This is a genomic window from Thalassospira sp. SM2505, from assembly GCF_054901115.1.
Genome location: NZ_CM142731.1, coordinates 1,369,063 through 1,396,007, shown reverse-complemented (window position 1 = coordinate 1,396,007; position 26,945 = coordinate 1,369,063). Strand labels below are relative to the sequence as shown.

Below are 26,945 nucleotides of genomic sequence, written 5' to 3'. Positions count from 1 at the left end.
GGGGCTGCTTGCGGTTGCCGCCCGGTTAGTTCGGTATTCTGTGAATATTTGCACCGGGGCTTACCCCGGCAGAATGAAGCTGTCGACCACTTTCTTTGTGCCAACACCCTCAAAATGAATTTCCAGCTTGTTGCCATCCACCGCACGAACCGTTCCCGGTCCGAACTTCCGGTGACGCACAGCATCACCAACCTTGTATTTCGATGACTTCGAATTGGTCGAATAGCTTGTTTCACCATCCGGCTTAACATCTATCACGTTCTTGCGCACGCGATCCTGCCATCCACTCGATGCAAATTTTCGCTCCGAAGCACCCGAGACCGGATTGCGGTTGGCAGAATTGTCGCTTGCCCAGCTTGGCATCATCATCCAGTCGTCAGCACCCCACGCACCGGGCGAATGATTGCCACCATGCCCGCCAAGACCGGTATCACTGATCCGTTCGATATGCTCGTCAGGCAATTCATCGACAAAACGCGATGGCAGGGCCGATTGCCACTGATTGTAAATGCGCCGATTGGCGGCATAGGAAACGGTTGCACGTTTACGTGCACGCGTGATCCCCACATAGGCCAGGCGGCGTTCTTCCTCGAGCCCCTTGACCCCGCTTTCGTCCATCGCACGCTGATGGGGGAAAACGCCCTCTTCCCAGCCGGGCAGGAAAACATAATCGAACTCAAGGCCCTTGGCGGCATGCAGGGTCATGATCGTGACTTTTTCCTGCGCGTCATTCTGTTCGTTCTCCATGACCAGCGAGACATGCTCAAGGAAACTGGTCAGGTTTTCGAATTCGCCAATTGCTGAAACAAGTTCCTTGAGGTTTTCCAGACGGCCGGGCGCATCAATCTCCTTGGATGTGCGCCACATATCGGTATAGCCGCTTTCATCAAGGACAGTTTCAATCACCTCGACATGTGAACTTCCTGCCAGCATTTCACGCCAGCGTTTGAAATCGCCCAGAAGCCCGCCGATTGCCTGACGCATCTTGGGTTTGAGTTCTTCGGTATCAATCAGATCACGCGCCGCCGCAGGCAGCGATATTGCCTGATCACGGGAATATTGATGCAGGGTCTGAAGCGTTGCCTTGCCAACACCGCGCTTGGGCACATTCACAATGCGCTCAAAGGCAAGGCTGTCATCGGGTTGGGCAACAATCCGGATATAAGCCAGTGCGTCACGGATTTCCTGACGCTCGTAAAAACGCGGGCCGCCAATAACGCGATAGGGAATGCCAAGCGTGATCAGACGTTCTTCAAATTCGCGGGTCTGAAAACCGGCACGAACCAGAATGGCCATCTGTGAAGCACCGATGCCCTTTGCTTGCAGGGCTTCAATATCTTCCCCCACAAGGCGAGCTTCGGCTTCGCCATCCCACACACCTTTGACAAAGACCTTTTCGCCGGTGTCGATTTCAGTCCAAAGCTGTTTACCAAGACGACCATCGTTAAAGGTAATCAGTTTGGAAGCGGCGGCCAGAATATGCGGGGTCGAGCGATAATTCTGCTCAAGACGCACCACCTTGGCACCGGGGAAATCGGATTCAAAACGCAGGATGTTGCCAACCTCGGCCCCGCGCCAGCTATAGATCGCCTGATCATCATCACCGACACAGCAAATGTTGCGATGAACCATCGCCATCGCGCGCAGCCAAAGGTACTGGGCAACGTTGGTATCCTGATATTCATCAACCAGAATATAGCGGAACGTATTTTGATACTGTTTCAGAACTTCGGGATGTTGCTGGAACAGCGTCAGGCAATGCAGCAGCAAGTCACCAAAGTCACAGGCATTCAGAACCTTGAGACGTTCCTGATAAAGCCTGTAAAGATGCTTTGCGCCGCCATTGGCAAATTCAACGCTTTCATTGACCCGTTCCGGTGTAAGGCCCTTGTCCTTCCAGCGCTGAATGATCCCCATCAGCTGCTTGGCCGGCCATTTTTTCGGATCTATCTGTTCGGCATCCATGATCTGCTTAAGCAGACGGACCTGATCGTCGCTATCAAGGATCGTGAAGTTTGATTGCAGCCCGATCAGCTCGGCATGACGGCGTAACAAACGTGCCGACAATGAATGGAAAGTCCCCAGCCACCATCCCTCGACCGGACGGCCAAGGGCCTGGGCCACACGTTCCTGCATTTCCTTTGCCGCGCGATTGGTAAAGGTCACGGCAAGGATTTGCTGGGGATGCAGACGTTCAGTCTGGGCCTTGGTTTCAAGCAAGTGCGCCAGTCGCGTGGTCAGAACCCGGGTTTTCCCGGTTCCGGCACCGGCCAATACCAGCAACGGCCCATCCAGCGTTTCCACTGCATCGCGCTGCTCGGCATTCAGATTGTCGAGATATGCCGGAGCCGGTGCATCACCAAGACGCATTTCCGGGCTGGCAGCGAATTCATCAATTTCGAAGGGATCATCCATCATGGCGGCATATATATCACGCTGTGTTCCAAGGACCAGCCTTGCATCCGATGCGGCCGGTATTTTTTACATTCTGCAACAAAACAGGAACATCGACCAACTGTTTCCCGAACATTGAAAACTTTTTGCGCCAGTTTTCCCGTTCTTTCCCGTGTGTCCAGACAACAACGCAATTCTGAACGAAAGCAGGAAAATGAGTGGTATCAGCGGTATGAGCGGCAGCATCGCCCAAATACTTGGTCAGAACAGCCAAGCTGCGAACTCTTCGAAAAACAGTGAGGGTTCATCAGATATCGAGGCCTTTGGCGGCTTCACACTTTTTGACCTGCAAAGCAGTGCATCAAGCAGTTCCAATGCGATGTCGGAGTTTACATCCCAAAGCGAAGCCGTCACGGGACAGTTATCTGACTCGATCATGTCGATGCTTCTTGAATTGCAAGAAACCAGCACGACAACCGATGGCAATAGCAGCTTTGACGCCCAGCGCCTTTTCTCTGACATGGACTCAGATGGCGACGGCACGCTGACCAAGGATGAATTCATGGCAGCCCGCCCCGATGATGTAAGCGAAGACATGTCGGAGAACCTCTGGAATGTCATGGCAGGATCGGATGCCGAAAGCATCTCTGAGGAAGATTATCTTGCATCCATGGCGCCCCCATCCGGCTCGGTGACGGCAAACGATGATGACACCGAAACCACGGCCGATAGCATGATCAACGGGATGTTTGCGGCAATGGGCGAAGATGGCACATTTGATCCACTTGATACCAACGAGGACGGCACCGTCAGCCTGTCTGAAATCATGGCCGCCGCCCCGCAGAACGCCACCCCGTCACAAAGCAGCCTGCCAGATAATAGCAGCGAAGCAGAAAGCGAAACCGGCAACATTGAACAGGCTGAGACCTCAGACGAGACCATATCAACCACCGACGGCTTTGATCTTCGCAACGAAACATTTGGCAGCAAACTGATGGCGCAGGTTATTTCGTAATCTTCGCAGCAAGACAGAACCGTTCCAGTTCTATGATGACGCGGGCTGTTGTTGCTCCGTCCCATAACGGGATTTGGCAACTTTGATGCTTTGTGTCCCGATGATCACGAACAAGATCGATTACAGCTGCCGTCAAGTCATCAGGACAGACAAGACGGTTTGTTCCATGGGTTACTGTCATCGGCCTCTCTGTTGACGGCCTGAGGGTCAGACAGGGAATTCCGAGCCAGCTGGTTTCTTCCTGAACGCCACCGGAGTCCGTTATGACCAATCGCGCATCCTGAACGAGACTTCCGAAGCGCACATATCCCATCGGCGGCAAACACTTTACCCCTGCCTGCTCAAGCTTCGTGATGCCGCCAAGCCGGATCAATTGCTGTTCCGTTCTTGGATGCAAGGGCAGACAGACCGGCAATATCGACGCAATTTCACAAAGGGCTTTAACGATACGGCTCAGGGTGCCGGAGTTGTCGACATTACTTGGACGATGAAATGTCGCAACGACATAGGGTCCGCTATCAAGGCCAAACTTATTGGCGATCTGTTCCCTGTTGACTGCCTCTTTCATCATAACCAGCGTATCGATCATGATGTTACCCACACGCTTGATCCGGTCAGGCGAAATGCCCTCGTTCAAAAGGTTCGTATCTGCATCCGGCGAAGGTGTCAGAAGCAAATTCGCAATATGGTCGATCCTGATCCTGTTGGCTTCTTCGGGAACCTTCTGATCAAAACAGCGCAAACCGGCTTCAAGATGGATCAGGGGAATATGCATTTCAGATGCAATCATGGCCGCCGCCAGCGATGCATTCACGTCCCCCACAACCAGAACCGCATCGGGACGATCTATACGGCACAAGCTTTCATAGCCCGCCATCATCGCAGCAACCGGATCTTGCCCGGCTGCCGCGTCCCATTCAAGAATGTGGTCAGGGTCTGGCAAGCCCAAATCCCGCCAGATGTCCGATGACATACCCTGATCGCGATGCTGTGCCATGTGAATGAAAGACGCATGGATCATGTGATGCCCCTGCAATCCATGCCACAGGGGTGCGATCTTCATGAAATTCGGGCGCGCACCCGCAATCAGGTGAAGTTTCATCGCCATCCCACCATCACCATGGGAAATTCAGGTCATCTGACATACCCTAACGGATATGGAGAATTGCACATAACCTTCTTTGGTATCGGTATTTTTTGCCTGACGCCACGTCAAACAGTGCCCGCAAAGCCGATCAATCCGCAATCTTTAATTTATGCTTTTCTCATGAAAATTGAGAATGCTTGGATGGTCTGAAAATTGCTCTGTTTTCTGATGGTAAGCATCCGTTGATGGTCACTCATACGTGGTTTGGGTCCTGTCAGCGGTGCTTTGTGCATCCCACAAGAAGGGTTCTCGACATGAGTACAATTTTTGGATTGGGCAACGGGTTGCCAATGTCTTCCCGGGTCAGTTCATCTGACCGTTCAGGTGCACACGAAGGTATCGGAGGTTTTAGCGCAGGTAGCGCTGCACCTGTTCTGACGACGGGCAAAACAAATCCGGAAACCGGCACACCGAAAAGCCAGCTTTCCGATGCGATGCAGTCCGTCATGCTCGAATTTCAGAATATCGGGTCCGGATCATCAAGCTTTGCTGCTGCCATGGCAGACGCGCAAGGCAATGATAACAGGTCCGGGCAAAATTCGGTTGGTGAGGGCGTTTCATCATCGCAATCTGACTCAACCGAAGCTGACTCGCTGAATGCAGAAAAGGACGCTGAGGAAGAGTTCAGAACCGCACTGCGCGATGCCAATTCCATTCCTGTCAAAGACGATGAAAAGGCCAAGAAGGCCGAGCTAGAAAAACAAAAGCAACGTCAGGAATATGAACAGGCGCAACAGACCACAACTGACATCCCCGAGGATATTTCAGGGGTGGACAGTCGCGTTACAGCCCAGGTGCTTGGCGGACAGTTTACAAGAAAGCCCGCAACTCCTGACACCTTGGTCGCATGATCTGATCACGGCAACAACATTACAAAAGAGCAGCGCCATCTGGTGCTGCTCTTTTGCTTATGTCCCAAGTTCTCGAAACATCAGAACAGTTTTGGCGGCGCATCACCGCGCTCTTCGCTTTGCAGTTCAAGAAGTGCGTTGTTATAGGCCATCATCGCGTCCTTTTCATGGACAAAGCCGATCATTTCGCGGTCTTCATCATTGTTAAGCACCGGCAGATGTTCCTCGCCGGTTTGCTCCATCAGACGAATGGCCTTTTCGATACTGTCGGTTCTAAACAGCACAGGCGGCTTTGATCGCGCAACGTCACCCGCCGTTGCATTCTCGGCAGATGCTGGATCAAACGTCGCATTGCGCAAATCGGTCAATGTGATTGTGCCATGCAGTTTTCCGTTTTCATCCACCACAAACAACTCGGAATAGGGTGCGTTGAAAAGTGCTGCACGCACCGCTGGCAAGTCTTCTGACAGTGGAACCGTGACATATTCGCGCTTCATGATATCTGCGACCTTGATCATCCGCAGCAGATTGACCTCGCGCCCCCAGCGGGTTGAAAGCCCGCGCATCTTTAGCTGCAACTGGAAGAACGACCCGCCATTGGACTGATCCATGATCACCGACGCCAGAACGGATGCAAGCATCACTGCAATGGTCAGCTGATAGTCACCCGTAAGCTCAAACACGATCAGGGTTGTTGAAATCGGTGCGCCCAAAACGGCCGCTGCCACCGCCCCCATCCCGACAAGGGTGTAGGCACCATGACCCGAAGAAAAACTTGGCAAGGCATGGGTTGCGATAATCCCGAATGCACCGCCCAGCATCGCACCAAGGAACAGAGCCGGACTGAACATGCCTCCGGCAAAACCAAGCCCCATGCAAATCGCCACAACGAACGCCTTGGCAAACAGCAACCCGATCAGAAAGGCCAGACTGTAAGCTTCATAAAGTGCATCATTCATCGCACCATAACCCACACCGATCACCTGCGGGAAGCCCAGCCCGACCAGACCGACCACCAGCCCGGCGATTGCCGGTCGCCCCCAAAGCGGTGCCTTTGCGATGTCTGCGACCTTCTGGACAATCGGGATCGCACGTACGGTCAACATCGCCGTTACCCCGGCCAAGATGCCAAGCAGCGCAAATGCCGGGAACTCCCAGAATGACTGGATGTTGTGCAGCGGGATCAAAAAGGCGACATCCGAGCCGTAATAAAGCCGCGTAATCACCGTGCCCATTACAGAGGACATGACAATTGGCGCAAATGCCGTCCGCGCATAATGCCCCAGCACGACTTCGTGGGCGAAAAACATGCCGGCCAGCGGTGCGTTGAATGATGCAGCAACCGCCGATGCGACACCGCATCCCAAAAGAGTTCGGGCAGCACTCCGGCGCAAATGCAATATCCGCGCAAGCCACGCGCCGAAAGATGCCCCCATATGAACGACCGGACCTTCCCGACCAAGGGACGCACCACTTCCAAGCGACACGGCACTGGCGATTGCACTTTTAATGCCACAACGTGTCGACATCCGCGCATCATTAAAGGATGCCGAGTCAATCACATCAGCAACCCCGTGCGGGCGCTGTCCGGGCAAGAATTTGTAGATGAAAATACCGACCACAAGCCCGCCGACAGTCGGACCAAGGACAAGATGCAGGCTCGACAAGCCTTTTAGATGTTCATGCAGGGATTCTTCGCCCCAGCCATAGACCAGTGACTGCACCAACAGAATGCCATCGCGAAACAGGATCGTACCACCACCGGCCATGGCTCCCACAACCAGTGCCAGCAAAGAAAGAACCAGTTGCTCGCTTTTGACCAAGCGGCGCATACGGTTTAGCAAGATATTGGATTTGATCAGTTTTTCGGCCATTACCGCAACACCGCAGGGCAAATATTTCTGAAGTAGAGATCATAGGATCGGTGATTGCTGCGAATAAAGGGTAAAGACCCGAAACACCAAGGATAATTTCGCAAAACCACACCTTTCATCGACACATCCTAATAATATGGACAAATCACCCTTTCGGAACTGTTGCCATAAGTGATTGTCCGGTCGAACCCAGCATTCAAAAAACGATCATTGCCAATCACCGGAAAAATGCAGCATTCTGCGCGGTCTGTTCAAAAATATAACGCCACCCGAACCGTGTTGATACGGAACCCGAAAAAATGAATGATCCCCGCCCTACGGGTAGTGCTGCGGCAAGACCGCTACCCGGTTTTGCTGAATTTGTCTGTCTGATGGCAATCACCATCGGACTTGTCGCCCTTTCAATTGACAACCTGTTGCCTGCTTTCGGGCCGATTGCCGAAGATTTCGGTATCCAGGACGGCAATCGCATGCAGCTGCTGATTTACGTCTTCATGATCGCCTTTGGACTGATGCAGATCGTCTATGGTCCGCTTGCTGACAGTTTTGGTCGTCGTCCCGTCCTGATTGGCGGTCTTGGCATTTATGCAATCGGGACCATCATGGCAATCTTTGCTGATAGCTATGAGCATCTGCTTGTTGCGCGTTTTGTGCAGGGATTGGGAGCCGCCGCTCCACGCGTTCTGACCATGGCCATAACGCGCGACTGCTTTGAAGGCCGCGAGATGGCACGCGTGATGTCCTTTGTCATGATGGTCTTTATTATCCTGCCGGTCTTTGCACCCGCATCGGGTAGCCTGATCCTGGCACTGGCAAACTGGCATATGATCTTTGTCAGCACGCTTGTTCTCGCGATTGCAATTGTCTGCTGGTATTTGCTTCGGATGCCCGAAACCCTGCATCCCGAATACCGGCACAAATTGTCTGTTCGCCGGATCGCACGCGATATCAAAACCACGGTGACCAACCGTCAAACCCTTGGCTATTCCACCGTAATGGGCATGATGTTTGGCTGCCTGATGGCCTATATCGGGTCTGCCCAGCAAATCTTTGAAACCGAAGTCTACGGCCTTGGTGCCTGGTTCCCGCTGGTATTCGGGATGATCGCCGCTTGCATGAGTTTCTCGTCCTTCATCAATGCGCGTCTCGTCCGAAAATTGGGAATGCACAAGATTTCCCATGTGGCCCTGTTCATCATGACCATCAGCAGCCTGATCAACGTTCTGATCGCACTTGGCTTTGATGGTCATCCGCCGCTTCCTGTCTTTGGTATCGGGCTGACAGCAACATTATTCTGTTTCTCGCTGACCATGCCAAATTTCAACTCGCTGGCCATGGAGCCTGTGGGGGCAATCGCAGGTACAGCCTCTTCGATGATTGGCGTTTACAGCACGCTTATCGGCGTGATCGCCGGAGGCATCATCGGGCTGCAATTCAACGGCACCGTCACCCCGCTTCTGGTCGGCTACTTCTTCCTTGGCCTGATCGGTATCGTCATTGTCGGCATTACCGAACGTGGTAAATTCTGTCGAGCCACACATTAATCGCCGAACAGAATAGCCAACGAAAAAAGCCCCGCAGAGTGCAGTCTGCGGGGCTTTTCATTGCGACCAGCCAGATCAGGATGCCTGACGTGGATCGTAATTCAGGTTTGGCGCCAACCAGCGTTCCGCCTCGGCCATGGTCATGCCCTTGCGCTCGGCATAACTTTCGACCTGATCACGCTCGATCTTGCCAAGGCCGAAATATTTGGCTTCGGGATGAGCAAAATAGAAACCACTGACCGACGATGCCGGGGTCATTGCACAGCTTTCGGTCAAAGACACGCCGACATTCTTTTCCGCATCAAGCAGCGACCAGAGAGTACGTTTTTCGGTATGTTCCGGGCAGGCCGGATAACCCGGTGCCGGACGAATCCCGCGATAACCCTCTGCGATCAGTTCGTCATTGCCAAGGCTTTCATCCTTGGCATAGGCCCAAAGTTCCTTGCGGACTTTTTCATGCATACGCTCGGCAAAGGCTTCGGCGAACCGGTCGCCAAGCGCCTTGACGAGGATCGCGTTATAATCGTCATGCTCGGCTTCAAGCTTGGATGCAATTTCTTCAACCTGTGGACCGGCTGTAACGACAAAGCCGCCAATATAGTCGGTCTTGCCACTTTCTTTTGGCGCGATGTAATCGGCCAATGCACGGTTCGGACGTTTGTTGTTTTCACGATACATCTGCTGACGCAGGGTCCGCAGCATCACAGGTTCGTTCTGATCCGGGGCCGGGGTGACTTCGATATCGTCGCCAACCGAGTTTGCCGGCCAGATACCAACGACTGCCCTTGGCTTGAACCATTTTTCGGCCACGATGCGCTTGAGCATTGCCTGCGCATCTTCATAAAGGCTGCGCGCCGTTTCTCCGACCTTTTCATCCTTCAGAATGTCGGGGAAACGACCATGCAATTCCCAGGTCTCAAAGAACGGTTTCCAGTCAAAACGCGACACCAGTTCTTCAAGATCGAATTCCTCAAACACCGTGATACCCGGCTTGGCCGGTGCCGGAACATCATACGCATCCCAATCAAGCTGAACCTTGTTGGCGCGCGCATCCGCAAGCGCAAACCGCTTTTTCTGCAGTTGCTGTGCTGCGTGCTTTTCGGCCATCGCGATATATTCGTTGCGAATTTCCGCAGCAAAGCGTTCGCGATGGGTCTCGGACACCAGTTGACTTGCAACACCAACTGCGCGCGACGCATCAATCACATAGACAACCGACCTGTTATAGTTCGGTGCGATCTTGACTGCTGTATGAACTTTCGAGGTCGTCGCTCCACCGATCAGAAGCGGGATATCAAGCCCCTCGCGTTCCATCTCGGCGGCAACATAGGTCATTTCTTCAAGCGATGGCGTGATCAGACCGGAAAGACCGATCATATCAACATTTTCGGCCTTGGCAGTTTCGATGATTTTCTGTGTCGGCACCATCACGCCAAGATCAAGGACCTCGAAATTGTTACATTGCAGAACCACACCCACGATGTTTTTGCCGATGTCATGAACATCGCCCTTAACTGTCGCAAGCAGGATCTTGCCATTGGTTTCGCGGACCCCGTCTTTTTCTTCTTCGATGAACGGAATGAGGTAAGCGACGGCCTTTTTCATCACGCGGGCAGATTTGACCACCTGCGGCAGGAACATCTTACCGGCACCAAACAGGTCACCGACAATGTTCATGCCATCCATCAGCGGACCTTCGATCACGTGAAGGGGCTGGTCTGCCTGCTGACGGGCTTCCTCGGTGTCTTCTTCGACAAACTCTGCAATGCCGTTAACCAGTGCGTGGGCCAGACGTTCATTGACCGGCTTTTTACGCCATTCAAGATCGATTTTCTTTTCCGGCCCGCCAGTCCCTTTGTACTTCTCGGCCACTTCAAGCAAACGGTCCGTCGCATCTGAACGACGGTTCAGGATGACGTCCTCGACACGTTCGCGCAATTCAGCCGGAATTTCTTCATAGACAACAAGCTGACCGGCATTGACGATCCCCATATCCAGACCGGCCTTGACCGCGTGATACAGGAACACCGAATGCATGGCTTCGCGGACCGGGTTATTGCCCCGGAACGAGAAGGACACGTTCGAAACACCGCCGGAAATCTTTGCATAAGGCAGGTTGGCCTTGATCAGCTTGCAGGCCTCGATGAAATCGACAGCATAGTTGTCATGATCTTCGATACCGGTCGCAACGGCAAAGATGTTCGGATCGAAGATGATGTCTTCTGGCGGGAAGCCGACCTTCTGAACCAGAACATCGTAGCTGCGTTTGCAAATCTCGAACTTGCGATCGACCGTATCAGCCTGACCTTTTTCATCAAAAGCCATGACGACGACGGCCGCACCATAGCGGCGCAGTTTCTTGGCCTGGGCGATAAAGGGCTCGTCGCCTTCTTTCAGACTGATCGAGTTGACGATGCCTTTGCCCTGAAGACATTTAAGGCCAGCTTCGATCACATTCCATTTGGAACTGTCGACCATGATCGGTACGCGGGCAATGTCGGGTTCGGCTGCGATCAGGTTGATGAATTTCACCATCGCCGTTTCGGCATCAAGCATCGCATCATCCATATTGATGTCGATGATCTGTGCGCCGTTTTCGACCTGCTGGCGGGCAATTTCAACGGCTGCATCGTAATCTTCGTCAACGATCAGCTTCTTGAATTTGATCGAGCCTGCAACGTTGGTACGTTCACCAATATTGATAAATCTGGAAATGTCGGTCATGGGTCTGTTCGATCTCTTTTCAGCAATCAATATCGGGTTCAGGCAGCGTCAAACGGCTCAAGGCCGGACAACCGCATTCTTGGTTCAATCTTCGGAAGCGTACGCGGCTTGGCATTGGCAACTGCATCGGCAATGGCCTTGATATGCGGCGGCGTCGTGCCACAGCATCCACCAAGCAGGTTAACCATACCGGTTTCCGCCCATTCCTTAACCAGCGCTGCCATTTCGGCATCGGTCTGATCATATTCACCAAATTCGTTCGGCAAACCGGCATTGGGATAAACCGACACACGGCATTCGGCAATACGCGAGAGTTCCTGTACATAGGGGCGCAACTGCGCGGCACCAAGTGCACAGTTCAGTCCGATCGAGAACGGCTTGGCATGACGGACCGAGTTATAGAACGCTTCGGTCGTTTGCCCCGAAAGGGTACGACCCGACGCATCCGTGATGGTGCCTGAAATCAGGACCGGCACGTCTTCGCCGCGTTCTTCAAGCACCTCGTCAATCGCATAAAGTGCCGCCTTGGCGTTCAGCGTATCAAAAATGGTTTCGACCAGAAGCGCATCTGCCCCGCCATCAAGCAAACCCTTGGCGGCTTCCTTGTAGGCGTCTTTGAGCTGATCAAAGGTAATTGCACGGAAGCCGGGATTGTTCACATCCGGTGAGATCGAAGCGGTACGGTTGGTCGGGCCGATGGCACCATTTACAAAGCGCACATCGCCGGGATGGGCGGCTTCCCACTCATCGCACGCCTGTCGCGCAATCTTGGCACTTTCGAAATTGATCTCGTAAGCCAGATGTTCCATGCCGTAATCGGCCTGGGCAATCGTCGTCGCACTAAAGGTATTGGTTCCCTGAAGGTCCGCTCCGGCTGCGATATATTGCAGATGGATGTCCTTGATGATGTCCGGCCGGGTCAGTGACAACAAATCATTGTTACCTTTGACATCCTGCTTCCAGTCGGCAAACCGTTCCCCGCGGTAATCTTCCTCGGTCAGTTTGTGTTTCTGGATCATGGTTCCCATGGCGCCATCAAGGATCAGTATCTTTTCCTCGGCCCGTTTGCGTAACAGGGCGACGCGTTCCTTGCGATCATTCATCTTTTTCATCCAGTCTTTCAGTCATGCATTGCAAAGTGGGTGTTCGGAGCTCAGGCAGCAGCCTTGTCCGTCCCGCGAATACCCAGCGCATGACAGATGGCATAGGTCAGTTCGGCGCGGTTGAGGGTATAAAAATGGAAGTCGCTAACACCTTCCTTCATCAAACCTTCAACCTGCGAGATGGCTTCGTGGAATGCAACCATGCGGCGCGTTTCCGGGTCTTCATCCAGACCATCAAAACGCCAGTGCAACCGTTCGGGAACAGAAGCACCACACATATCGGCGAATTTCAACAAAGATGCGAAGTTTGTAACCGGCAAGATACCCGGAACAATCGGCGCATTGATGCCAGCCGCATCACATTTATCACGGAACCGAAGATAGGTTTCGTTATCAAAGAAAAACTGCGTAATGGCGCGATTGGCACCGGCATCAATCTTGCGTTTCAGATAATCAATCTCGAAATCGGCACTTGGTGCATCGGGATGCATTTCCGGATAGGCCGAAACCGAAATATCAAAATCGGCAATTGCCTTAAGCCCCGCAACCAGATCAACCGCATATGGGTAACCGCCCGGGGTAGGCGTATAGACACCACCGGCATCGGGCAAGTCACCGCGAAGCGCCACAATCGAACGAATGCCTTCGTCCCAGTATTTGCGAGCGATTTCTTCGATCTCTTCTTTGGTATGACCAACACAGGTCAGATGGGCGGCCGCCGGAATACCGGTTTCGCCCTGAATACGGGTGACGCTGCCATGGGTGCGATCACGCGTCGTGCCACCAGCCCCATAGGTTACAGATACGAATGACGGGTTCAACGGCGCAAGCCGATGGATCGAGCGCCACATGGTTTCTTCCATCTTCTCCGTTTTAGGGGGGAAGAATTCGAACGAAACCCGCAGATCGTTGTGTGCTGCCTGTTTTTCTTGAACCGTCATCATATCAATCCTGTCTTCACTTTCCCGTGTATCGGGATGTTCTTATTTAGGTCGGGTAACGCGGACTATTCCGCCGCCTTGTCTGTGCTATTCTTTGGTACCTGTTCGGTCACACGTGCCGCAGCATGTGCAACCCAGATTCTGACAGTCAGTGGTTTGCCGGGCAGGTTTATGACATCGTCAAAGACAAGTTCACATGCGCGAAACCACGTACTGATCGACGAATCCTCAAAACCAAGGCGACGATGAGCATGTTCCTCGCGCAGCTCGTCGCGGTCATGAGGCGCAAAGTCGACCACTACAAGCTTTCCATTTGGCGCAAGAACGCGCGCAGCCTCGGCAATTGCCGCATCCGGCTTTTCTGCGAAATGCAGAACCTGATGCAGGGTCACGACATCAAACATGCCGCCCGGATAAGGCAGTTGATACATATCAGCCTGCCGCACCAGACAATTTGAAAGATCGGCTCGTTGCAAGCGCGCACGCGCAACGGCCAGCATCTCGCGCGACATATCAACGCCAACACCTTCTTCGGCATTCTTGCCAAGAAGTTCAAGGATACGTCCGGTACCGGTACCGATATCAAGTATCCGTCCGCCCCCCAGATCACCGACGGCATCAAGCAATGCCTGTTCGACAACGGCCTCGTCGATATGCAGGGAACGGATTTGATCCCAATCTTCGGCATTGGCGCGAAAATATTCAGTGGCGATTTTCTCGCGCTGGGCTTTGACCTGTTCAAGGCGAGCACGATCAAGCGACAGAATCTCGTCATCAACTGGCAACAACGCCAGAACCGGCTGCACCAGATCGGCCCCAGGACCGGAATGTGGCGTCCGATAGAAAACCCAGGTCCCTTCGCGAAAACGGACCAGAAGGCCTGCTTCGCACAATAACTTCAGATGGCGGGAAACGCGGGGCTGGCTTTGGCCAATGATCTGGGTGATCTCGCTGACGGTCAGTTCGCACTCGGCACAAATGGCAAGCAGGCGAAGCCGTGTCGCTTCAGCCGCCGCGCGCAATCTTGCCAGAACCTGTTCCATATCGATATCTCCCGTCTGATAAAAACAGATATAAAGATATGTTTATATTTAATCAATATCTATTTTCCTACCCAAAGGGGGTATGGTAAAAACATCACACGGCAAAACAGCTTGATCCCTTTCAACTTTTTGTATGCTGGCGTTTAATTTCACCCTATGCTAACCACATAAATATTCGAGACGTACACGATACATGATCGGACTTCGCGAGCAGGAAGTTGATCGGTAACGTTTTTTGGTGTTCCCGCACGAGAAACGTCTTGGGTCAAGGAAGTCTATGTATCGAACATCGGTTGGCTGAAAATAATGAAGTTTCGAGCTCTACTTTCACTCTGTGCTGCTGGTTCGCTGTCCTTGTTGACGGCTTGTGCATCAACAGAACCTGCACAGGACATGAGTGATTTTGACCCGATTGAACCGGTAAACCGTGTTGTTCACGGCGTGAACGGCGCAGTCGATTTCATGGTTCTTTACCCTGCTGCCATGTGGTACCGGGACATCGCACCGGAACCTGTAAAAACCTCGGTCGCAAGCTTTGTGCGCAACATCAATGAGCCGTTGAACTCTCTCAACGCGTTGCTGCAGGGCGACCCGGATCAGGCAGCTGCCTCTTTCCAGCGTTTCATCATGAATACGACGCTGGGCTTCCTCGGATTTAACGACGTCGCTGCCGATTTCGGCATTCCGTATCGTCGTGAAGATTTCGGTCAGACTCTGGCGCATTATGGCGTTGGCGCCGGTCCGTATATCGTGCTTCCGCTGTTGGGCCCGTCCAACCTGCGTGATGGCATTGGTCTTGGTGTAGATTATGTTGCCAACCCGCTGACCTGGGGTTCGCAAAACAGTGACACAGCCGAGGCACTTTACCTTGGCTCGATCGGTCTGAGTGCACTTCACTATCGCTATTCAACGGTCAATCAGCTGAACGAATTGCAGAAGTCGTCCATCGACTACTATGCCGCACTGCGCAGCCTCTATCGTCAGCAGCGTAACACCCTGATCCGCAACGGTGCCCCGGCACCAGCATCCGAGATCGAGGGTGAAAGCGCCGAGTTCAGCTTTGACGATGCCGTTGAAGCTGCCAGCCAGTAAGAGTACGTCATGACCAAGCGCAAGATCATCATCCCCGCAGCAGCCGCTTTCATTGCCGTTGCTGCGGCGTGGTCGGGTCCAGCCGTTGCGACAGGTGCTTCTGCGCCTGTGCTGGCGGAAGTTGCCGTTGATCAAAGTGCCGCAAACGTCATTCAGGCCCTTGCCGATCAGGCGATGACCGAATTGACGGACCAGACTCTTGCAGACGATGTCCGTCGTCAGAAATTCGTTGCCCTGATGGATCGCTATTTCGAGATGGACGTTGTGTCGCGTTTTGTGCTCGGCCGCTACTGGCGCTCCATCTCCAAGGAGGAGATCGGGGAGTTTTCCAAACTTCTCCAGAATTACCTGGCTCTGAACTATGCCAACCAGTTCAAGGCCTTTAACGGTGAACAGTTCGTCGTCGGTAACGAAACCGAGAAGAACAAGGACACATTCGTCAATTCGCAGTTTGTTCGCCCGGATGGCCCGCCTGTGAATATTGTCTGGCGGATGCGCGTCTTTGACGGCCATTACAAGATCATTGATGTCTCCATCGAAGGTCTGAGCATGGGCATCACACAGCGTGACGAATTCACCGCCGTGATCCAGCAGAACAATGACGATGTCGGCGCACTGACCGCAGCCCTTAAGGCAAAAACCGGTCTCTGATCATTCGATCATCGCAATCGCCTTCAAAAGCCACCGCCCCAAGGGCCGGTGGCTTTTTCTTTGTTCGAACACACCCCATCCAAAACAAAAAGGCCACCCGAAGGTGGCCTTTTGCATTTCAAAGCGACGAATACCCGGATTAACGGGTAAGCGGCTTGTACTTGATGCGGTGCGGACGGCTGGCTTCTTCGCCATAGCGACGCTTATAATCCGCTTCATATTCCTGATAGTTACCTTCGAACCATTCGACGTGCGAATTGCCTTCGTAAGCCAGAATATGGGTCGCAATACGGTCAAGGAAGAAGCGATCGTGCGAGATAACCACAGCACAACCGGCAAATTCCAGAAGACCTTCTTCCAGTGCGCGAAGCGTATCAACGTCAAGATCGTTGGTCGGTTCGTCAAGCAGCAGGACGTTCGCGCCGGATTTCAGCATCTTTGCAAGGTGAACGCGGTTACGTTCACCACCTGACAGCTGACCGACTTTCTTCTGTTGATCAGCACCTTTGAAAGCAAATTGCGATACATAGGCACGCGAGCTCATCGGGCGTTTGCCCAGCAGGATTTCGTCAAGGCCGTCGGAAACTTCCTGCCAGACAGTCTTGTTCGGATCAAGCGAGTCACGCGACTGATCGACATAGCCCATCTTGACCGTTTCACCGATCTTGAGCGTTCCGGAATCCGGAGTGTCGCTACCGGTCAGCATTTTAAACAGCGTGGTTTTACCTGCGCCGTTCGGGCCGATAACACCAACGATACCACCCGGCGGCAGACGGAAGTGCAGATCATCAAACAGAAGTTTGTCACCAAATGCCTTGGTCAAACCTTCAGCGGTGATGACTTCGTTCCCGAGACGCTCGGCAATCGGAATAACGATCTTGGTCGAATCCGGTACGGCCTTTGCTGCTTCGGCAACGAGATCGTCATAGGCACGAACACGGGCCTTGGATTTTGCCTGACGACCTTTCGGGTTCTGACGAATCCATTCCAGTTCGGATGCCAGCTGTTTCTGACGGCTACCTTCCTGACGGGCTTCCTGATCCAGACGCTTCTGCTTCTGTTCAAGCCAGGACGAGTAGTTACCTTCATACGGGATGCCCTGACCACGGTCGAGTTCAAGGATCCAGCCCGTAACGTTATCGAGGAAGTAACGATCGTGGGTAACCAGAATAACGGTACCCTGATAATCTTCGAGGTGACGTTCAAGCCAGGCAACCGATTCAGCGTCAAGATGGTTGGTCGGTTCGTCAAGCAGCAGAATGTCGGGCTTCGCCAGAAGCAGACGGCAAAGTGCGACACGGCGGCGCTCACCACCCGAAAGCTTGGTGACGTCCGAATCTTTCGGCGGGCAACGCAGCGCATCCATGGCGATTTCAAGCGTGCGCTCAAGATCCCAGCCATTGGCGGCATCGATTGCTTCCTGAAGTTCACCCTGCTCGGCAAGGAGATCATTCATTTCGTCATCGGTCATCGGTTCGGCAAACTTGGCGCTGATTTCATTGAAGCGCGCCAGATCGTCCACAACCTTGCCACACCCTTCCATGACGTTGCCAAGAACATCCTTTTCCGGGTTCAGCTGTGGTTCCTGTTCAAGGTAACCGACACGAACGCCTTCTGCGGGCCATGCTTCACCGGCGAAATCCTTTTCAATGCCGGCCATGATTTTCAGCAGGGTCGATTTACCTGCGCCGTTGTTCCCGAGAACACCGATCTTCACACCCGGCAGGAAGGACAAGGTGATGCCCTTGAAAAGTTCGCGACCGCCCGGAAGGATCTTGGTCAGGTCCTTCATGACGTAAATATACTGGTAGGATGCCATTAAATTCCCCATCCAAAAATGTCGTTGGGTCCGCCCTGCTTGAGGACGGATCACTACGGCATGCAAGAAACCATGCCTGAAATACTGTGCCCGTTTGTAACCGACGTGCTTACGGTTAACAACTTCAAACCGCACATGGCGCCATGCAGAGCTGTTACTTGCCTCAGACCGTCGAAAACAACTGCAATATCAATCCGTATCCTGCCAGCTGTTTTGGACAGCTTTGATTTTTCCGCCCCGGAGTTAATGCGTGGATCTCATGACTGCAAAAGCTTTATTCTTACGTATAAAATCGATTCAAATCACAACAGAGACATCAAAAACAGAAACTTTGACGATTTTATTGATATCAATCTTCAACTCAAAATACCGCAGCGCACACATGAAAAAGTGGCGGAAATCTTCGATATTTCATGCCTTAAGTTCAAACAAGCCTCTCCTAAGGCCCTGTTTCATACGACTAATGATTAGCTTCTGGGGAATCTCGAAAACTGGTATCGAGCTTAGAAGACAAAAAGTGTGTCATCGCACTCTGTTGTCTTTCATACATGCGGCCGACTGACAAAAACACAACAAGTGGTCGGCAGGGGAAGTTATCAATTCTAGGAAGGAGACGCGCGATGGATGAACAAAGCGCAGCCTACTGGAAGAGAAACGTGAAACTGGTCGCAAGTCTGATTGTGATCTGGTTCATCGTTTCCTACGGTTTCGGCATTTTGTTTGTCGATGCCCTCAACAGTATCGAAATAGCGGGCTTCCAGCTTGGTTTCTGGTTTGCTCAACAAGGGTCCATCTATGTCTTTGTCGCACTGATTTTCGTCTATGTGTCAAAGATGAACAAACTGGACCGCGAGTTCGACGTTCACGAAGACGACGATTGACGCAGGATCTGGGGAGACAGACAAAATGGATCTTACTACCCTTACATATATCGTCGTTGGCTTGAGCTTCGCGCTGTATATCGGCATCGCGATCTGGGCCAAGGCGAGCACCACCGGCGAATTCTATGTCGCTGGCAAAGGTGTTAACCCGGTCGTCAACGGTATGGCGACCGCAGCAGACTGGATGTCTGCTGCTTCCTTCATCTCTATGGCTGGCCTCATTGCCTTCCTTGGCTATGGCGGCTCGGTTTACCTGATGGGCTGGACCGGCGGCTACTGCCTGCTGGCAATGCTTCTGGCACCTTACCTGCGCAAATACGGTAAGTTCACCGTGCCGGAATTCATCGGTGACCGCTATTATTCCAAAGCAGCCCGTATCGTTGCTGTTATCTGCCTGATCTTTATCTCGTTCACTTATGTGGCAGGCCAGATGCGCGGCGTTGGTATCGTGTTCTCGCGCTTCCTTGAAGTCGAAATCCTCACCGGCCTTATCGTTGGCATGGGCATCGTCTTCATCTACGCCGTTCTTGGCGGCATGAAGGGCATTACCTATACCCAGGTTGCTCAGTACTGCGTTCTGATTGTTGCCTATACCATTCCGGCGATCTTCATTGCCTTCCAGCTGACCGGCAATCCGCTGCCGCAGCTGGCATTCGGCTCGACCGTCAATGGTACAGGCGAATATATGCTTGAACGCCTCAATACCGTGGTTACGGAACTCGGCTTCCTCGAATATACCACCACCAACAAATCCACGATTGATGTCTTTGCTATCACCGCGGCTCTGATGGTTGGTACTGCCGGTCTTCCGCACGTTATCGTTCGCTTCTTCACCGTGCCGAAAGTGCGTGACGCACGTTCCTCGGCTGGTTGGGCTCTGGTCTTCATCGCGCTTCTTTACACCACTGCTCCGGCAGTTGGTGCAATGGCACGTCTGAACCTGACCGAAACCATCCAGACCGGCGAAGTTGGTGCCGAAGATGGCAACCTGTCCTTTGAAGAACGTCCAGACTGGATGAAGCGCTGGGAAGCTACCGGCCTTCTGAAGTTCGAAGACAAGAACGGTGATGGTCGCATCCAGTACTATAACGATGCGAACAAGGACTTTGCTGCCAAGGCCACTGAATATGGCTGGGCTGGTAACGAACTGACCGTTGACCGTGACATCATGGTTTTGGCCAACCCGGAAATTGCACAGCTTCCGAACTGGGTCATTGCACTGGTTGCAGCAGGCGGCATTGCTGCTGCGCTGTCGACCGCTGCCGGCCTGTTGCTTGTGATTTCCTCTGGTGTGTCGCATGACCTTCTCAAAGGTACTTTCACACCGGACATGACAGAAGGTCAGGAACTTATGGCCGGTCGTATCGCAGCAGCTGTTGCGATCCTGATCGCAGGCTATCTGGGGTACAACCCGCCAGGCTTTGTGGCACAGGTTGTGGCCTTTGCGTTCGGCCTTGCTGCGTCGTCTCTGTTCCCGGTAATCATCATGGGGATCTTCTCCAAGAAGGTTAACCGCGAAGGTGCGATTGCTGGCATGTTGACCGGCCTGATCTTCACCATGGGCTATATCCTTGCCTATAAAGGTGTGTTCTTTGATCCGATCATTGCCAATACGCCCGACAACTGGCTGTTCGGCATTTCGCCGGAAGGTATTGGTACCGTTGGTATGGTTCTGAACTTCATCGTTGCTTTCGCCGTGTCGAAAGTCACCGCTGAACCGCCAGAGCATATCCAGCACATGGTCGAAGATATCCGCGTTCCGAAAGGGGCCAGCGGCGCGGTTGACCACTAATCGGTCAATCGGTTTACCAAATCTGTTGCAGGCCCCCGGATCATTGATCCGGGGGCTTTTCTTTTTGCGCATTGTCAGGCAACAATGGCCGAGCGGAGGAAATAGGAATGAGCATCGAACTCGAAGAAATTGCTGAATTTTTAAAACAGCATCACCCTTTTGACCTGTTACCCGACGATGAAATCAATACCCTGCCCAAACGGCTGACGGCGCGTTATTTCCGGGCCGGAACCAAGGTCCTTTCCCCCGAACAGCAATGCCTTCACCTGTATATTATCCGAACGGGCGGCACAGAAACCCGCGATCCGGATGGGCTGCTGCTTGCCCGCCTGTCCGAGGGCGAATGCTTTGGCGTGCGTGCGATGTTCCGTAACGGCAAGGCCGCCAACAATATCACGACGCTTGAAGACAGCCTGTGTTACCTGCTACCCGAGAAGGATTTTCACTATCTGGCCGGGAAATATCCCCAGTTTAACTACTTCTTTGCCCAGATGGGCGGGGAGCGGCTGCGCAGTGGTATGCAGCTGATTGAAAGCCGTGATGACGACCAGCTCAAACTGATGAGTGTCAGGGTTGCTGATCTGATTGCACGCAATCTGGTCAGTATCGACAAATCTGCGACCATTCTGGATGCAGGCAAACTGATGAGCAAGGAACGGGTTTCCTGCCTTCTGATCACCGAGGGTGACGCCGAAGTCGTCGGCATCATGACCGATCGCGACTTGCGAAACCGTGTCGTTGCACAAGGTCGAAGCTATGACGATCCGGTTACCGAAATCATGACCGCAAACCCGATATCCATTCACCCCGACGAATATGCATTTGATGCGCTTTTGACCATGACGCGTCACAATGTACGTCATCTGCCGGTGATGAAGGATGGCAAGGCTGTCGGCGTGATCACCACCAACAACCTGCTTGCCCGTCAGTCATTGTCGGCTGTCTATATGGCCGGGCGGATTGGCAAGCTGACCGATCCGGCGGATATGGCCAAGGTCATCAAACAGGTTCCTGAACTGCTCAGTCATCTGATCGAAGCCGGAGCAACATCACAAAATGCCGGACATATCGTAACCACCCTTTCGGATGCCGCGACGGTCCGTCTGTTGCAACTGGCCGAAGAAAGGCTTGGCCCGCCACCGGTTCCCTATGTCTGGATGGCAGGGGGATCACAAGGCCGTCAGGAACAAACAGCCCTGTCCGATCAGGATAACTGCCTGATCATTGATGATGCCTATGATCCGGAACAACACGGAGAATGGTTCAGGGCGCTGGCAGATTTTGTCTGTGATGGTCTCAACACGGTTGGTTATGTTTATTGCCCTGGCGATATGATGGCAAAAACCGACCAGTGGCGCCAACCCGTGCGTGTCTGGCAGCAATATTTCAACAAATGGATCGAACAGCCCGAACCCAAATCTCTGATGCTCTGTTCTGTGTGGTTCGACTTGCGCCCCATCCACGGCACCAAAAGCCTGTTTGACAATCTCCATCGCCTGATTGTCTCCAAGGCGCGCGACAACCGCATTTTCCAGGCCTATATGGTTGGTAATGCCCTGAGCCATCATGTGCCGCTTGGCTTCTTCAAGAACTTTGTGATGATCCGGGGCGGCGAACATGACAGCACCCTTGATCTGAAACATAACGGGGTTGTGCCGATTGTTGATCTGGCCCGTATTCACGCCCTGGCCAACGGGGTTGAAGCTGTCAATACATTTGAACGACTTCATGCCGTCAAATCACTGCCCTCGATCAGCAAACAAGGGGCGTCGGATCTTCTTGATGCCTTTGAATTTATCAGCATCACGCGCCTGAAACATCAGGTACGGCAAATCCGGCGCGGGGATGCCCCGGACAACTTCCTGCATCCCGAAAGCCTGTCTGCCTTTGAACGCAGCCATCTGAAAGACGCCTTTTCGGTGATCAAGAACCTTCAAAATGCGCTCGAAAATGCCTTTGGCAAAAGCGGGACCTGATCAGTATGGGATTGCGTCAAAAAATCGTCGACAGTCGCCTTTACCGGGATTTCATCCAGCGCAAGGCAACGGGCCCCTTGCGGGCCTATTATGATATCCCGCCAGCGGATCCACATCGCCCGGTCGGTGAAACCGAGTTCATCGCCCTTGATCTGGAAACCACCGGTCTTGATCCCAAGCGCGACGAGATCGTCAGTCTGGGCTGGGTGATCATCCGGCAGCTTGGTGTTGATTTCTCAAGCTGTGAACATATTCTGGTCCGCCCGACGCAGGAACTTAGTGAAAGCTCGGTCGTGGTCCATCGCATATTTGATAGCGACGTCGCCAATGCACCCGATATCAAAACCGCACTTGAACATCTGTTACCCCAGATGGCAGGTCGGGTTCTGATATCCCATCACGCCCCGATTGAACTGGGTTTTCTGGGTCAGGCATGCAAACAGTGTTTTGGTGCCCCTTTGCAAATTCCGACGGTCGACACACTGGTTCTTGCCCTTCGCGATCTGCATCGCAGTGGACAGCCGATGAAATCTGGGGCACTGAAACTTGATAGCTTGCGGCGCAGCCACAACCTGCCGCCGTTCCGCGCACATAACGCATTATCGGATGCGATTGCCGCATCGGGGCTGTTTCTGGCCCAGATTGCCAAGCGTGATCCAAAAGGTGAACTTGAGCTCAACCGGATACTGCGCTAATCGGATTACAGGGCATCAAAAGCCCAAACAAATATAACAGGGAACCGGGGGTCACGGCCGCATGTATGTCTTTATTTTCACAACGGTAGTTGTCGGCTTTGCTGCTGCCGGGGTAGTGATGCTGCTGTTCCGTCTTTGGGGCCGCAAAGCACCGAAATATGTCGTTCCCTTTGTCGCCGCCGTTGCGATGTTTGGCTATATGATCTGGGATGAATATAGCTGGTTTGATCGCTATGATGCGCGGCTTCCGCAAAATATCGACGTGATCCAGATCTTTACCGACGAAAACCCGTTTGCGCCCTGGACCCTGATTTCAGCGCCAATCAACCGGTTTACAGCCATTGATCGTGACAAGCTCGTACCCAATCCGGCAAATCCGGATGAAAGGCGCGTTACAACGCTGCTTCTGAAAAAGGGGGCTGAAACATTGGCGCTGACCCATCTGGTTGATTGCACCACTGGCAAGCGTGGCTACATCACGCCCGACAACAATCTTGATGATAACGGCTTTCCGACCGACATGAAGGAATGGTTCGACATGGATGCGGACGATCCGCTGCGCGCTGCTGTGTGCCGGTAAGCATACACTCACCAGTCTTGCTCTCTCCACAGCCCGCCATTGGCGGGCTGTTGTTGTTTGAGCTTGGCCAATGTTACGATCCGAAATTCCCTTCGTCTCGAAACTGCATGGCATCAATTACTTGACCTATCGTTGTATCCATTAAAATATAGCGATAGGTCAATGCCACAAGGATCCCACCATGCGCCGCCTTGCCAGATATCTTGCCCTGCCAGTTTTGCTGTTCACCGCCATTAATGCTCATGCCGAAGACATCACTGTTTTTGCCGCTGCCAGCCTGACCAACGCCGTTACTGCTGCCGCAAAAGCCTATGAACAGCAATCCGGTGATCGCATCGAGATATCATTTGCCAGTTCATCAACCCTTGCCCGCCAGATTGCTGCTGGTGCACCAGCAGACATTTTCATCTCCGCCAATCAGAAATGGATGGACTGGTTATCTGAGCAGGACATGATCGAAGCTGACACCCGCAACAATATGGTCGCCAACGGACTTGTCGTAATAGCCCCCAACGACAGTGCCATTAACGCCATTTCATTGACCAAAGATACCGACATCACAGCACTTCTTGGTAACGATGATCGCATCGCAGTCGGCGATCCGGACCACGTTCCCGCCGGTATCTATGCCCAACAGGCACTGAGTTATCTCGGCCAATGGGAAACACTTGCCCCCCGTCTTGCCCGTGCCGACAATGTGCGCGCAGCACTTGCACTGGTCGAACGGGGTGAGGCCCCGCTTGGCATCGTCTATCGTACGGATGCCGCGATTACACAGGGTGTCAAAATCGTTGGCACGTTCCCTGATGACAGCCATCCGCCAATCACCTATCCAGTCGCCCTGATCAAGGATACCGGTAACGACAGCAATGCCAATTTCCTTACCTGGCTTTTGGGGGATGACGCAGGCAAGATTTTTACCGATTATGGATTTGATCAGATACAGGCAACCAATACAGGCACAGCAAAGTAATGATCAGTTTGACGCCAGCAGAGATCGAAGCCCTGTTGCTGAGTTTGCGCATTTCGGGCGTCGCTGTTGCCTGTGCCCTGCCCTTTGCCATTCTGGTCGCAACCGCATTGGCACTTGGGCGGTTTCCCGGACGCTTCATTCTTGATGCCATAGTGCATCTGCCGCTGATCTTGCCGCCGGTCGTGATGGGCTATTTGCTACTGATCGGCTTTGGCACCCGCGCCCCGCTTGGCGCTTGGCTTTATGAAACCTTTGACATTCGCTTTGTCTTCAGCTGGACGGGGGCGGCACTGGCGTCAGCCATTGTCAGCTTCCCGTTTCAGGTCCGCGCCATCCGGCTCAGTCTTGAAAACGTCAATAGCGGCTTGTATCAGGCGGCTGAAACGCTTGGCGCCGGGCCGATTGACCGGTTCTTTTCGCTAACCTTGCCCTTGGCTTTGCCCGGTATCATTGCCGGTGCGATTACTGCCTTTGCTGCAAGTCTTGGGGAATTCGGGGCCATCATTACCTTTGTTTCGAACATTCCGGGTGAAACGCGGACATTACCCCTTGCGATCTATACCGCAATCCAGACCCCCGGCGGCGAACTTGCCGCAGCACGACTTGCCGCACTCTCCATCGGGCTTGCCTTTGGCGGACTGCTCCTGTCCGAGATTGCCATGCGCCATATCCGCAAAAGGGCCACGGCATGAGCATCCATCTTTCGATCCGACACAAGATTGGCAAGCTTGACCTTGATGCGGATTTCCACATCAAGGAACCCGGTATCACGGCCCTGTTCGGCCCGTCAGGAAGTGGCAAAACCAGTCTGATCAATATCATCGCCGGACTGGAACGCCCCGACACGGGGCGCATCGAGATAAGCGAACATGTTGTTTTCGATCATGCCCGGCAAATCAACCTGCCGGCGCGACACCGGCGCGTTGGTTATGTGTTTCAGGATGCCCGCCTGTTTCCCCACAAGACCGTCAGCGAAAACCTTTATTTCGGGGCACGTCGGAATGCCGACAAACTGAACCGCGAAGAACAGACTGCCATTCTCGAGATGCTCGGCATTTCTCCCTTGATGGGGCGCCGTCCCGCGGCCCTTTCCGGTGGTGAAAAGCAGCGTGTGGCACTTGGCCGCGCCTTGCTTGCAAATCCCGATATCCTGCTTCTGGATGAGCCGTTATCGGCGCTTGATCATGCCCGCAAACAGGAAATCCTTCCCTATTTCGAGTGGCTGCGTGACCACCGCAGAATCCCGATCCTGTATGTCACCCATGCGATCGACGAAGTCGCCCGCCTTGCCGACCATTTGGTGGTGATTGATCAAGGGAAAACACTGGCCAGCGGTTCGGTGTTTGACATGCTGGGCCGTAGCGACCTGCCCCCGCTTGCCGGACAGTTTGACGCCGGAACGGTTCTGCCTGCCCGGATCGTCAGTCGCGATCCCAAGGCCGAGGTAAGCTTCCTTGAATGCGCCGGACAGCGCATTGTCGTCCCGTATCTTGGACGCCCGGCCAGCCATCAGGTACGCCTGCATATCCGCGCCCGTGATGTCATGATTGCGCGGACGGCACCATCGGGAATCAGTGCCAATAACATTATCCCGGTGACCATTACCGACATTAGTGATCTGGACGGGGATACGGTCGATATCAGCCTGTGCTTTGGCCATGATGCCGATGCATCACTTTTCGCCGCCACCAGTGGACGACCGACCTTGCATGCGCGTATCACGCGATGGTCTGCCGGGCGGCTCAATCTTGAACGTCATCAAAAGGTCTTTGCGGTGATAAAATCTGTGACAGTGGATGGTCAGCTGTCTGACCATTCGCTTTGACAGAATTCCGGCCACAATCCCCAAT

Annotated in this window: 23 protein-coding genes; 15 read left to right on the top strand and 8 right to left on the bottom strand. The window is 53.3% G+C overall.

Going from position 1 to position 26,945, the window contains the following annotated elements; all coding sequences use genetic code 11:
• Positions 1–60 precede the first annotated feature (60 nt).
• On the bottom strand, positions 61–2,415 hold the full coding sequence (locus ACTU44_RS06305) for an ATP-dependent helicase (RefSeq protein ID WP_462097431.1): 2,355 nt from the start codon (positions 2,413–2,415) through the stop codon (positions 61–63).
• A gap of 193 nt (positions 2,416–2,608) precedes the next feature.
• Between ACTU44_RS06305 and ACTU44_RS06300 the strand changes: the two genes are divergently transcribed.
• Complete coding sequence (locus ACTU44_RS06300) at positions 2,609–3,409, top strand: EF-hand domain-containing protein (protein ID WP_462096968.1); 801 nt, start codon at positions 2,609–2,611, stop codon at positions 3,407–3,409.
• On the opposite strand, the gene wecB is transcribed toward ACTU44_RS06300, so the two are convergent.
• On the bottom strand, positions 3,399–4,472 hold the full coding sequence (gene wecB, locus ACTU44_RS06295; RefSeq protein ID WP_462097430.1) for a non-hydrolyzing UDP-N-acetylglucosamine 2-epimerase: 1,074 nt from the start codon (positions 4,470–4,472) through the stop codon (positions 3,399–3,401). The genes ACTU44_RS06300 and wecB overlap by 11 nt on opposite strands.
• Here wecB and ACTU44_RS06290 point away from each other — a divergent pair.
• On the top strand, positions 4,422–4,706 hold the full coding sequence (locus ACTU44_RS06290) for a hypothetical protein (protein ID WP_462097447.1): 285 nt from the start codon (positions 4,422–4,424) through the stop codon (positions 4,704–4,706). The genes wecB and ACTU44_RS06290 overlap by 51 nt on opposite strands.
• 104 nt (positions 4,707–4,810) lie before the next feature.
• Complete coding sequence (locus ACTU44_RS06285) at positions 4,811–5,407, top strand: hypothetical protein (protein ID WP_462096967.1); 597 nt, start codon at positions 4,811–4,813, stop codon at positions 5,405–5,407.
• Positions 5,408–5,487: 80 nt separating this feature from the next.
• Here ACTU44_RS06285 and ACTU44_RS06280 read toward each other — a convergent pair whose 3' ends face one another.
• Positions 5,488–7,281: a chloride channel protein gene (locus ACTU44_RS06280; protein WP_114099595.1), complete on the bottom strand. Its 1,794-nt coding sequence runs from the start codon at positions 7,279–7,281 to the stop codon at positions 5,488–5,490.
• A 299-nt stretch (positions 7,282–7,580) separates the two neighbouring features.
• Between ACTU44_RS06280 and ACTU44_RS06275 the strand changes: the two genes are divergently transcribed.
• Entirely contained in the window at positions 7,581–8,825 is a 1,245-nt protein-coding gene (locus ACTU44_RS06275; RefSeq protein WP_462096966.1) for a multidrug effflux MFS transporter, read from the top strand.
• 75 nt (positions 8,826–8,900) lie between these two features.
• Here ACTU44_RS06275 and metH read toward each other — a convergent pair whose 3' ends face one another.
• The 4 genes from metH to ACTU44_RS06255 form a co-directional block, all read right to left on the bottom strand.
• Entirely contained in the window at positions 8,901–11,549 is a 2,649-nt protein-coding gene (gene metH / locus ACTU44_RS06270; protein WP_462096965.1) for a methionine synthase, read from the bottom strand.
• Positions 11,550–11,587: 38 nt separating this feature from the next.
• Positions 11,588–12,652, bottom strand: a complete 1,065-nt coding sequence (locus tag ACTU44_RS06265; protein ID WP_258548791.1) for a homocysteine S-methyltransferase family protein — start codon at positions 12,650–12,652, stop codon at positions 11,588–11,590.
• Positions 12,653–12,702: 50 nt separating this feature from the next.
• Positions 12,703–13,596, bottom strand: coding sequence for a methylenetetrahydrofolate reductase (gene metF / locus ACTU44_RS06260; protein ID WP_404969466.1), 894 nt, complete (start codon positions 13,594–13,596; stop codon positions 12,703–12,705).
• Positions 13,597–13,658: 62 nt separating this feature from the next.
• Positions 13,659–14,636 (bottom strand): ArsR/SmtB family transcription factor, encoded by a 978-nt coding sequence (locus ACTU44_RS06255; protein WP_114099599.1) that lies wholly within the window; start codon positions 14,634–14,636, stop codon positions 13,659–13,661.
• A 393-nt stretch (positions 14,637–15,029) separates the two neighbouring features.
• Here ACTU44_RS06255 and ACTU44_RS06250 point away from each other — a divergent pair, with 393 nt between their 5' ends.
• The gene (locus ACTU44_RS06250; protein WP_258548792.1) at positions 15,030–15,728 is read left to right on the top strand and encodes an MlaA family lipoprotein; all 699 of its coding nucleotides are present in this window, start codon (positions 15,030–15,032) and stop codon (positions 15,726–15,728) included.
• A gap of 9 nt (positions 15,729–15,737) precedes the next feature.
• Positions 15,738–16,379 (top strand): MlaC/ttg2D family ABC transporter substrate-binding protein, encoded by a 642-nt coding sequence (locus ACTU44_RS06245; protein WP_114099601.1) that lies wholly within the window; start codon positions 15,738–15,740, stop codon positions 16,377–16,379.
• A 139-nt stretch (positions 16,380–16,518) separates the two neighbouring features.
• Here ACTU44_RS06245 and ettA read toward each other — a convergent pair whose 3' ends face one another.
• On the bottom strand, positions 16,519–18,198 hold the full coding sequence (gene ettA / locus ACTU44_RS06240; RefSeq protein WP_114099602.1) for an energy-dependent translational throttle protein EttA: 1,680 nt from the start codon (positions 18,196–18,198) through the stop codon (positions 16,519–16,521).
• A gap of 60 nt (positions 18,199–18,258) precedes the next feature.
• Here ettA and ACTU44_RS06235 point away from each other — a divergent pair, with 60 nt between their 5' ends.
• The 9 genes from ACTU44_RS06235 (at position 18,259) to modC (ending at position 26,920) form a co-directional block, all read left to right on the top strand.
• On the top strand, positions 18,259–18,669 hold the full coding sequence (locus tag ACTU44_RS06235) for a hypothetical protein (protein ID WP_147252055.1): 411 nt from the start codon (positions 18,259–18,261) through the stop codon (positions 18,667–18,669).
• A gap of 149 nt (positions 18,670–18,818) precedes the next feature.
• Positions 18,819–19,079 (top strand): DUF4212 domain-containing protein, encoded by a 261-nt coding sequence (locus ACTU44_RS06230; RefSeq protein ID WP_114099604.1) that lies wholly within the window; start codon positions 18,819–18,821, stop codon positions 19,077–19,079.
• A gap of 25 nt (positions 19,080–19,104) precedes the next feature.
• Positions 19,105–20,871: a sodium:solute symporter family protein gene (locus ACTU44_RS06225; RefSeq protein ID WP_114099605.1), complete on the top strand. Its 1,767-nt coding sequence runs from the start codon at positions 19,105–19,107 to the stop codon at positions 20,869–20,871.
• Between the two features lie 107 nt (positions 20,872–20,978).
• Positions 20,979–22,847, top strand: a complete 1,869-nt coding sequence (locus tag ACTU44_RS06220) for a DUF294 nucleotidyltransferase-like domain-containing protein (RefSeq protein WP_462096964.1) — start codon at positions 20,979–20,981, stop codon at positions 22,845–22,847.
• A 5-nt stretch (positions 22,848–22,852) separates the two neighbouring features.
• A complete protein-coding gene (locus tag ACTU44_RS06215; protein WP_114099607.1) occupies positions 22,853–23,542 on the top strand; it encodes an exonuclease domain-containing protein in 690 nt (229 codons plus the stop codon).
• Between the two features lie 61 nt (positions 23,543–23,603).
• Entirely contained in the window at positions 23,604–24,122 is a 519-nt protein-coding gene (locus ACTU44_RS06210; protein ID WP_336080271.1) for a hypothetical protein, read from the top strand.
• A 181-nt stretch (positions 24,123–24,303) separates the two neighbouring features.
• Positions 24,304–25,095, top strand: a complete 792-nt coding sequence (gene modA, locus ACTU44_RS06205; RefSeq protein WP_462096963.1) for a molybdate ABC transporter substrate-binding protein — start codon at positions 24,304–24,306, stop codon at positions 25,093–25,095.
• Positions 25,095–25,787 (top strand): molybdate ABC transporter permease subunit, encoded by a 693-nt coding sequence (modB, locus tag ACTU44_RS06200; protein ID WP_462096962.1) that lies wholly within the window; start codon positions 25,095–25,097, stop codon positions 25,785–25,787. The genes modA and modB overlap by 1 nt, the downstream gene beginning before the upstream one ends.
• On the top strand, positions 25,784–26,920 hold the full coding sequence (gene modC / locus ACTU44_RS06195; protein WP_336080268.1) for a molybdenum ABC transporter ATP-binding protein: 1,137 nt from the start codon (positions 25,784–25,786) through the stop codon (positions 26,918–26,920). The genes modB and modC overlap by 4 nt, the downstream gene beginning before the upstream one ends.
• Positions 26,921–26,945 lie beyond the last annotated feature (25 nt).

Coding starts and splice junctions, on each gene's coding strand:
- ettA (WP_114099602.1), bottom strand. CDS start 18,198: ATGGCATCCTACCAGTATATTTACGTCATGAAGGACCTGACCAAGATC.
- ACTU44_RS06210 (WP_336080271.1), top strand. CDS start 23,604: ATGTATGTCTTTATTTTCACAACGGTAGTTGTCGGCTTTGCTGCTGCC.
- modB (WP_462096962.1), top strand. CDS start 25,095: ATGATCAGTTTGACGCCAGCAGAGATCGAAGCCCTGTTGCTGAGTTTG.
- ACTU44_RS06255 (WP_114099599.1), bottom strand. CDS start 14,636: ATGGAACAGGTTCTGGCAAGATTGCGCGCGGCGGCTGAAGCGACACGG.
- ACTU44_RS06280 (WP_114099595.1), bottom strand. CDS start 7,281: ATGGCCGAAAAACTGATCAAATCCAATATCTTGCTAAACCGTATGCGC.
- ACTU44_RS06300 (WP_462096968.1), top strand. CDS start 2,609: ATGAGTGGTATCAGCGGTATGAGCGGCAGCATCGCCCAAATACTTGGT.
- ACTU44_RS06285 (WP_462096967.1), top strand. CDS start 4,811: ATGAGTACAATTTTTGGATTGGGCAACGGGTTGCCAATGTCTTCCCGG.
- ACTU44_RS06225 (WP_114099605.1), top strand. CDS start 19,105: ATGGATCTTACTACCCTTACATATATCGTCGTTGGCTTGAGCTTCGCG.
- wecB (WP_462097430.1), bottom strand. CDS start 4,472: ATGAAGATCGCACCCCTGTGGCATGGATTGCAGGGGCATCACATGATC.
- modC (WP_336080268.1), top strand. CDS start 25,784: ATGAGCATCCATCTTTCGATCCGACACAAGATTGGCAAGCTTGACCTT.
- ACTU44_RS06275 (WP_462096966.1), top strand. CDS start 7,581: ATGAATGATCCCCGCCCTACGGGTAGTGCTGCGGCAAGACCGCTACCC.
- ACTU44_RS06245 (WP_114099601.1), top strand. CDS start 15,738: ATGACCAAGCGCAAGATCATCATCCCCGCAGCAGCCGCTTTCATTGCC.
- metH (WP_462096965.1), bottom strand. CDS start 11,549: ATGACCGACATTTCCAGATTTATCAATATTGGTGAACGTACCAACGTT.
- ACTU44_RS06235 (WP_147252055.1), top strand. CDS start 18,259: ATGCAAGAAACCATGCCTGAAATACTGTGCCCGTTTGTAACCGACGTG.
- ACTU44_RS06265 (WP_258548791.1), bottom strand. CDS start 12,652: ATGAATGATCGCAAGGAACGCGTCGCCCTGTTACGCAAACGGGCCGAG.
- ACTU44_RS06220 (WP_462096964.1), top strand. CDS start 20,979: ATGAGCATCGAACTCGAAGAAATTGCTGAATTTTTAAAACAGCATCAC.
- ACTU44_RS06290 (WP_462097447.1), top strand. CDS start 4,422: ATGGATCATGTGATGCCCCTGCAATCCATGCCACAGGGGTGCGATCTT.
- ACTU44_RS06230 (WP_114099604.1), top strand. CDS start 18,819: ATGGATGAACAAAGCGCAGCCTACTGGAAGAGAAACGTGAAACTGGTC.
- ACTU44_RS06215 (WP_114099607.1), top strand. CDS start 22,853: ATGGGATTGCGTCAAAAAATCGTCGACAGTCGCCTTTACCGGGATTTC.
- metF (WP_404969466.1), bottom strand. CDS start 13,596: ATGATGACGGTTCAAGAAAAACAGGCAGCACACAACGATCTGCGGGTT.
- modA (WP_462096963.1), top strand. CDS start 24,304: ATGCGCCGCCTTGCCAGATATCTTGCCCTGCCAGTTTTGCTGTTCACC.
- ACTU44_RS06305 (WP_462097431.1), bottom strand. CDS start 2,415: ATGGATGATCCCTTCGAAATTGATGAATTCGCTGCCAGCCCGGAAATG.
- ACTU44_RS06250 (WP_258548792.1), top strand. CDS start 15,030: ATGAGTGATTTTGACCCGATTGAACCGGTAAACCGTGTTGTTCACGGC.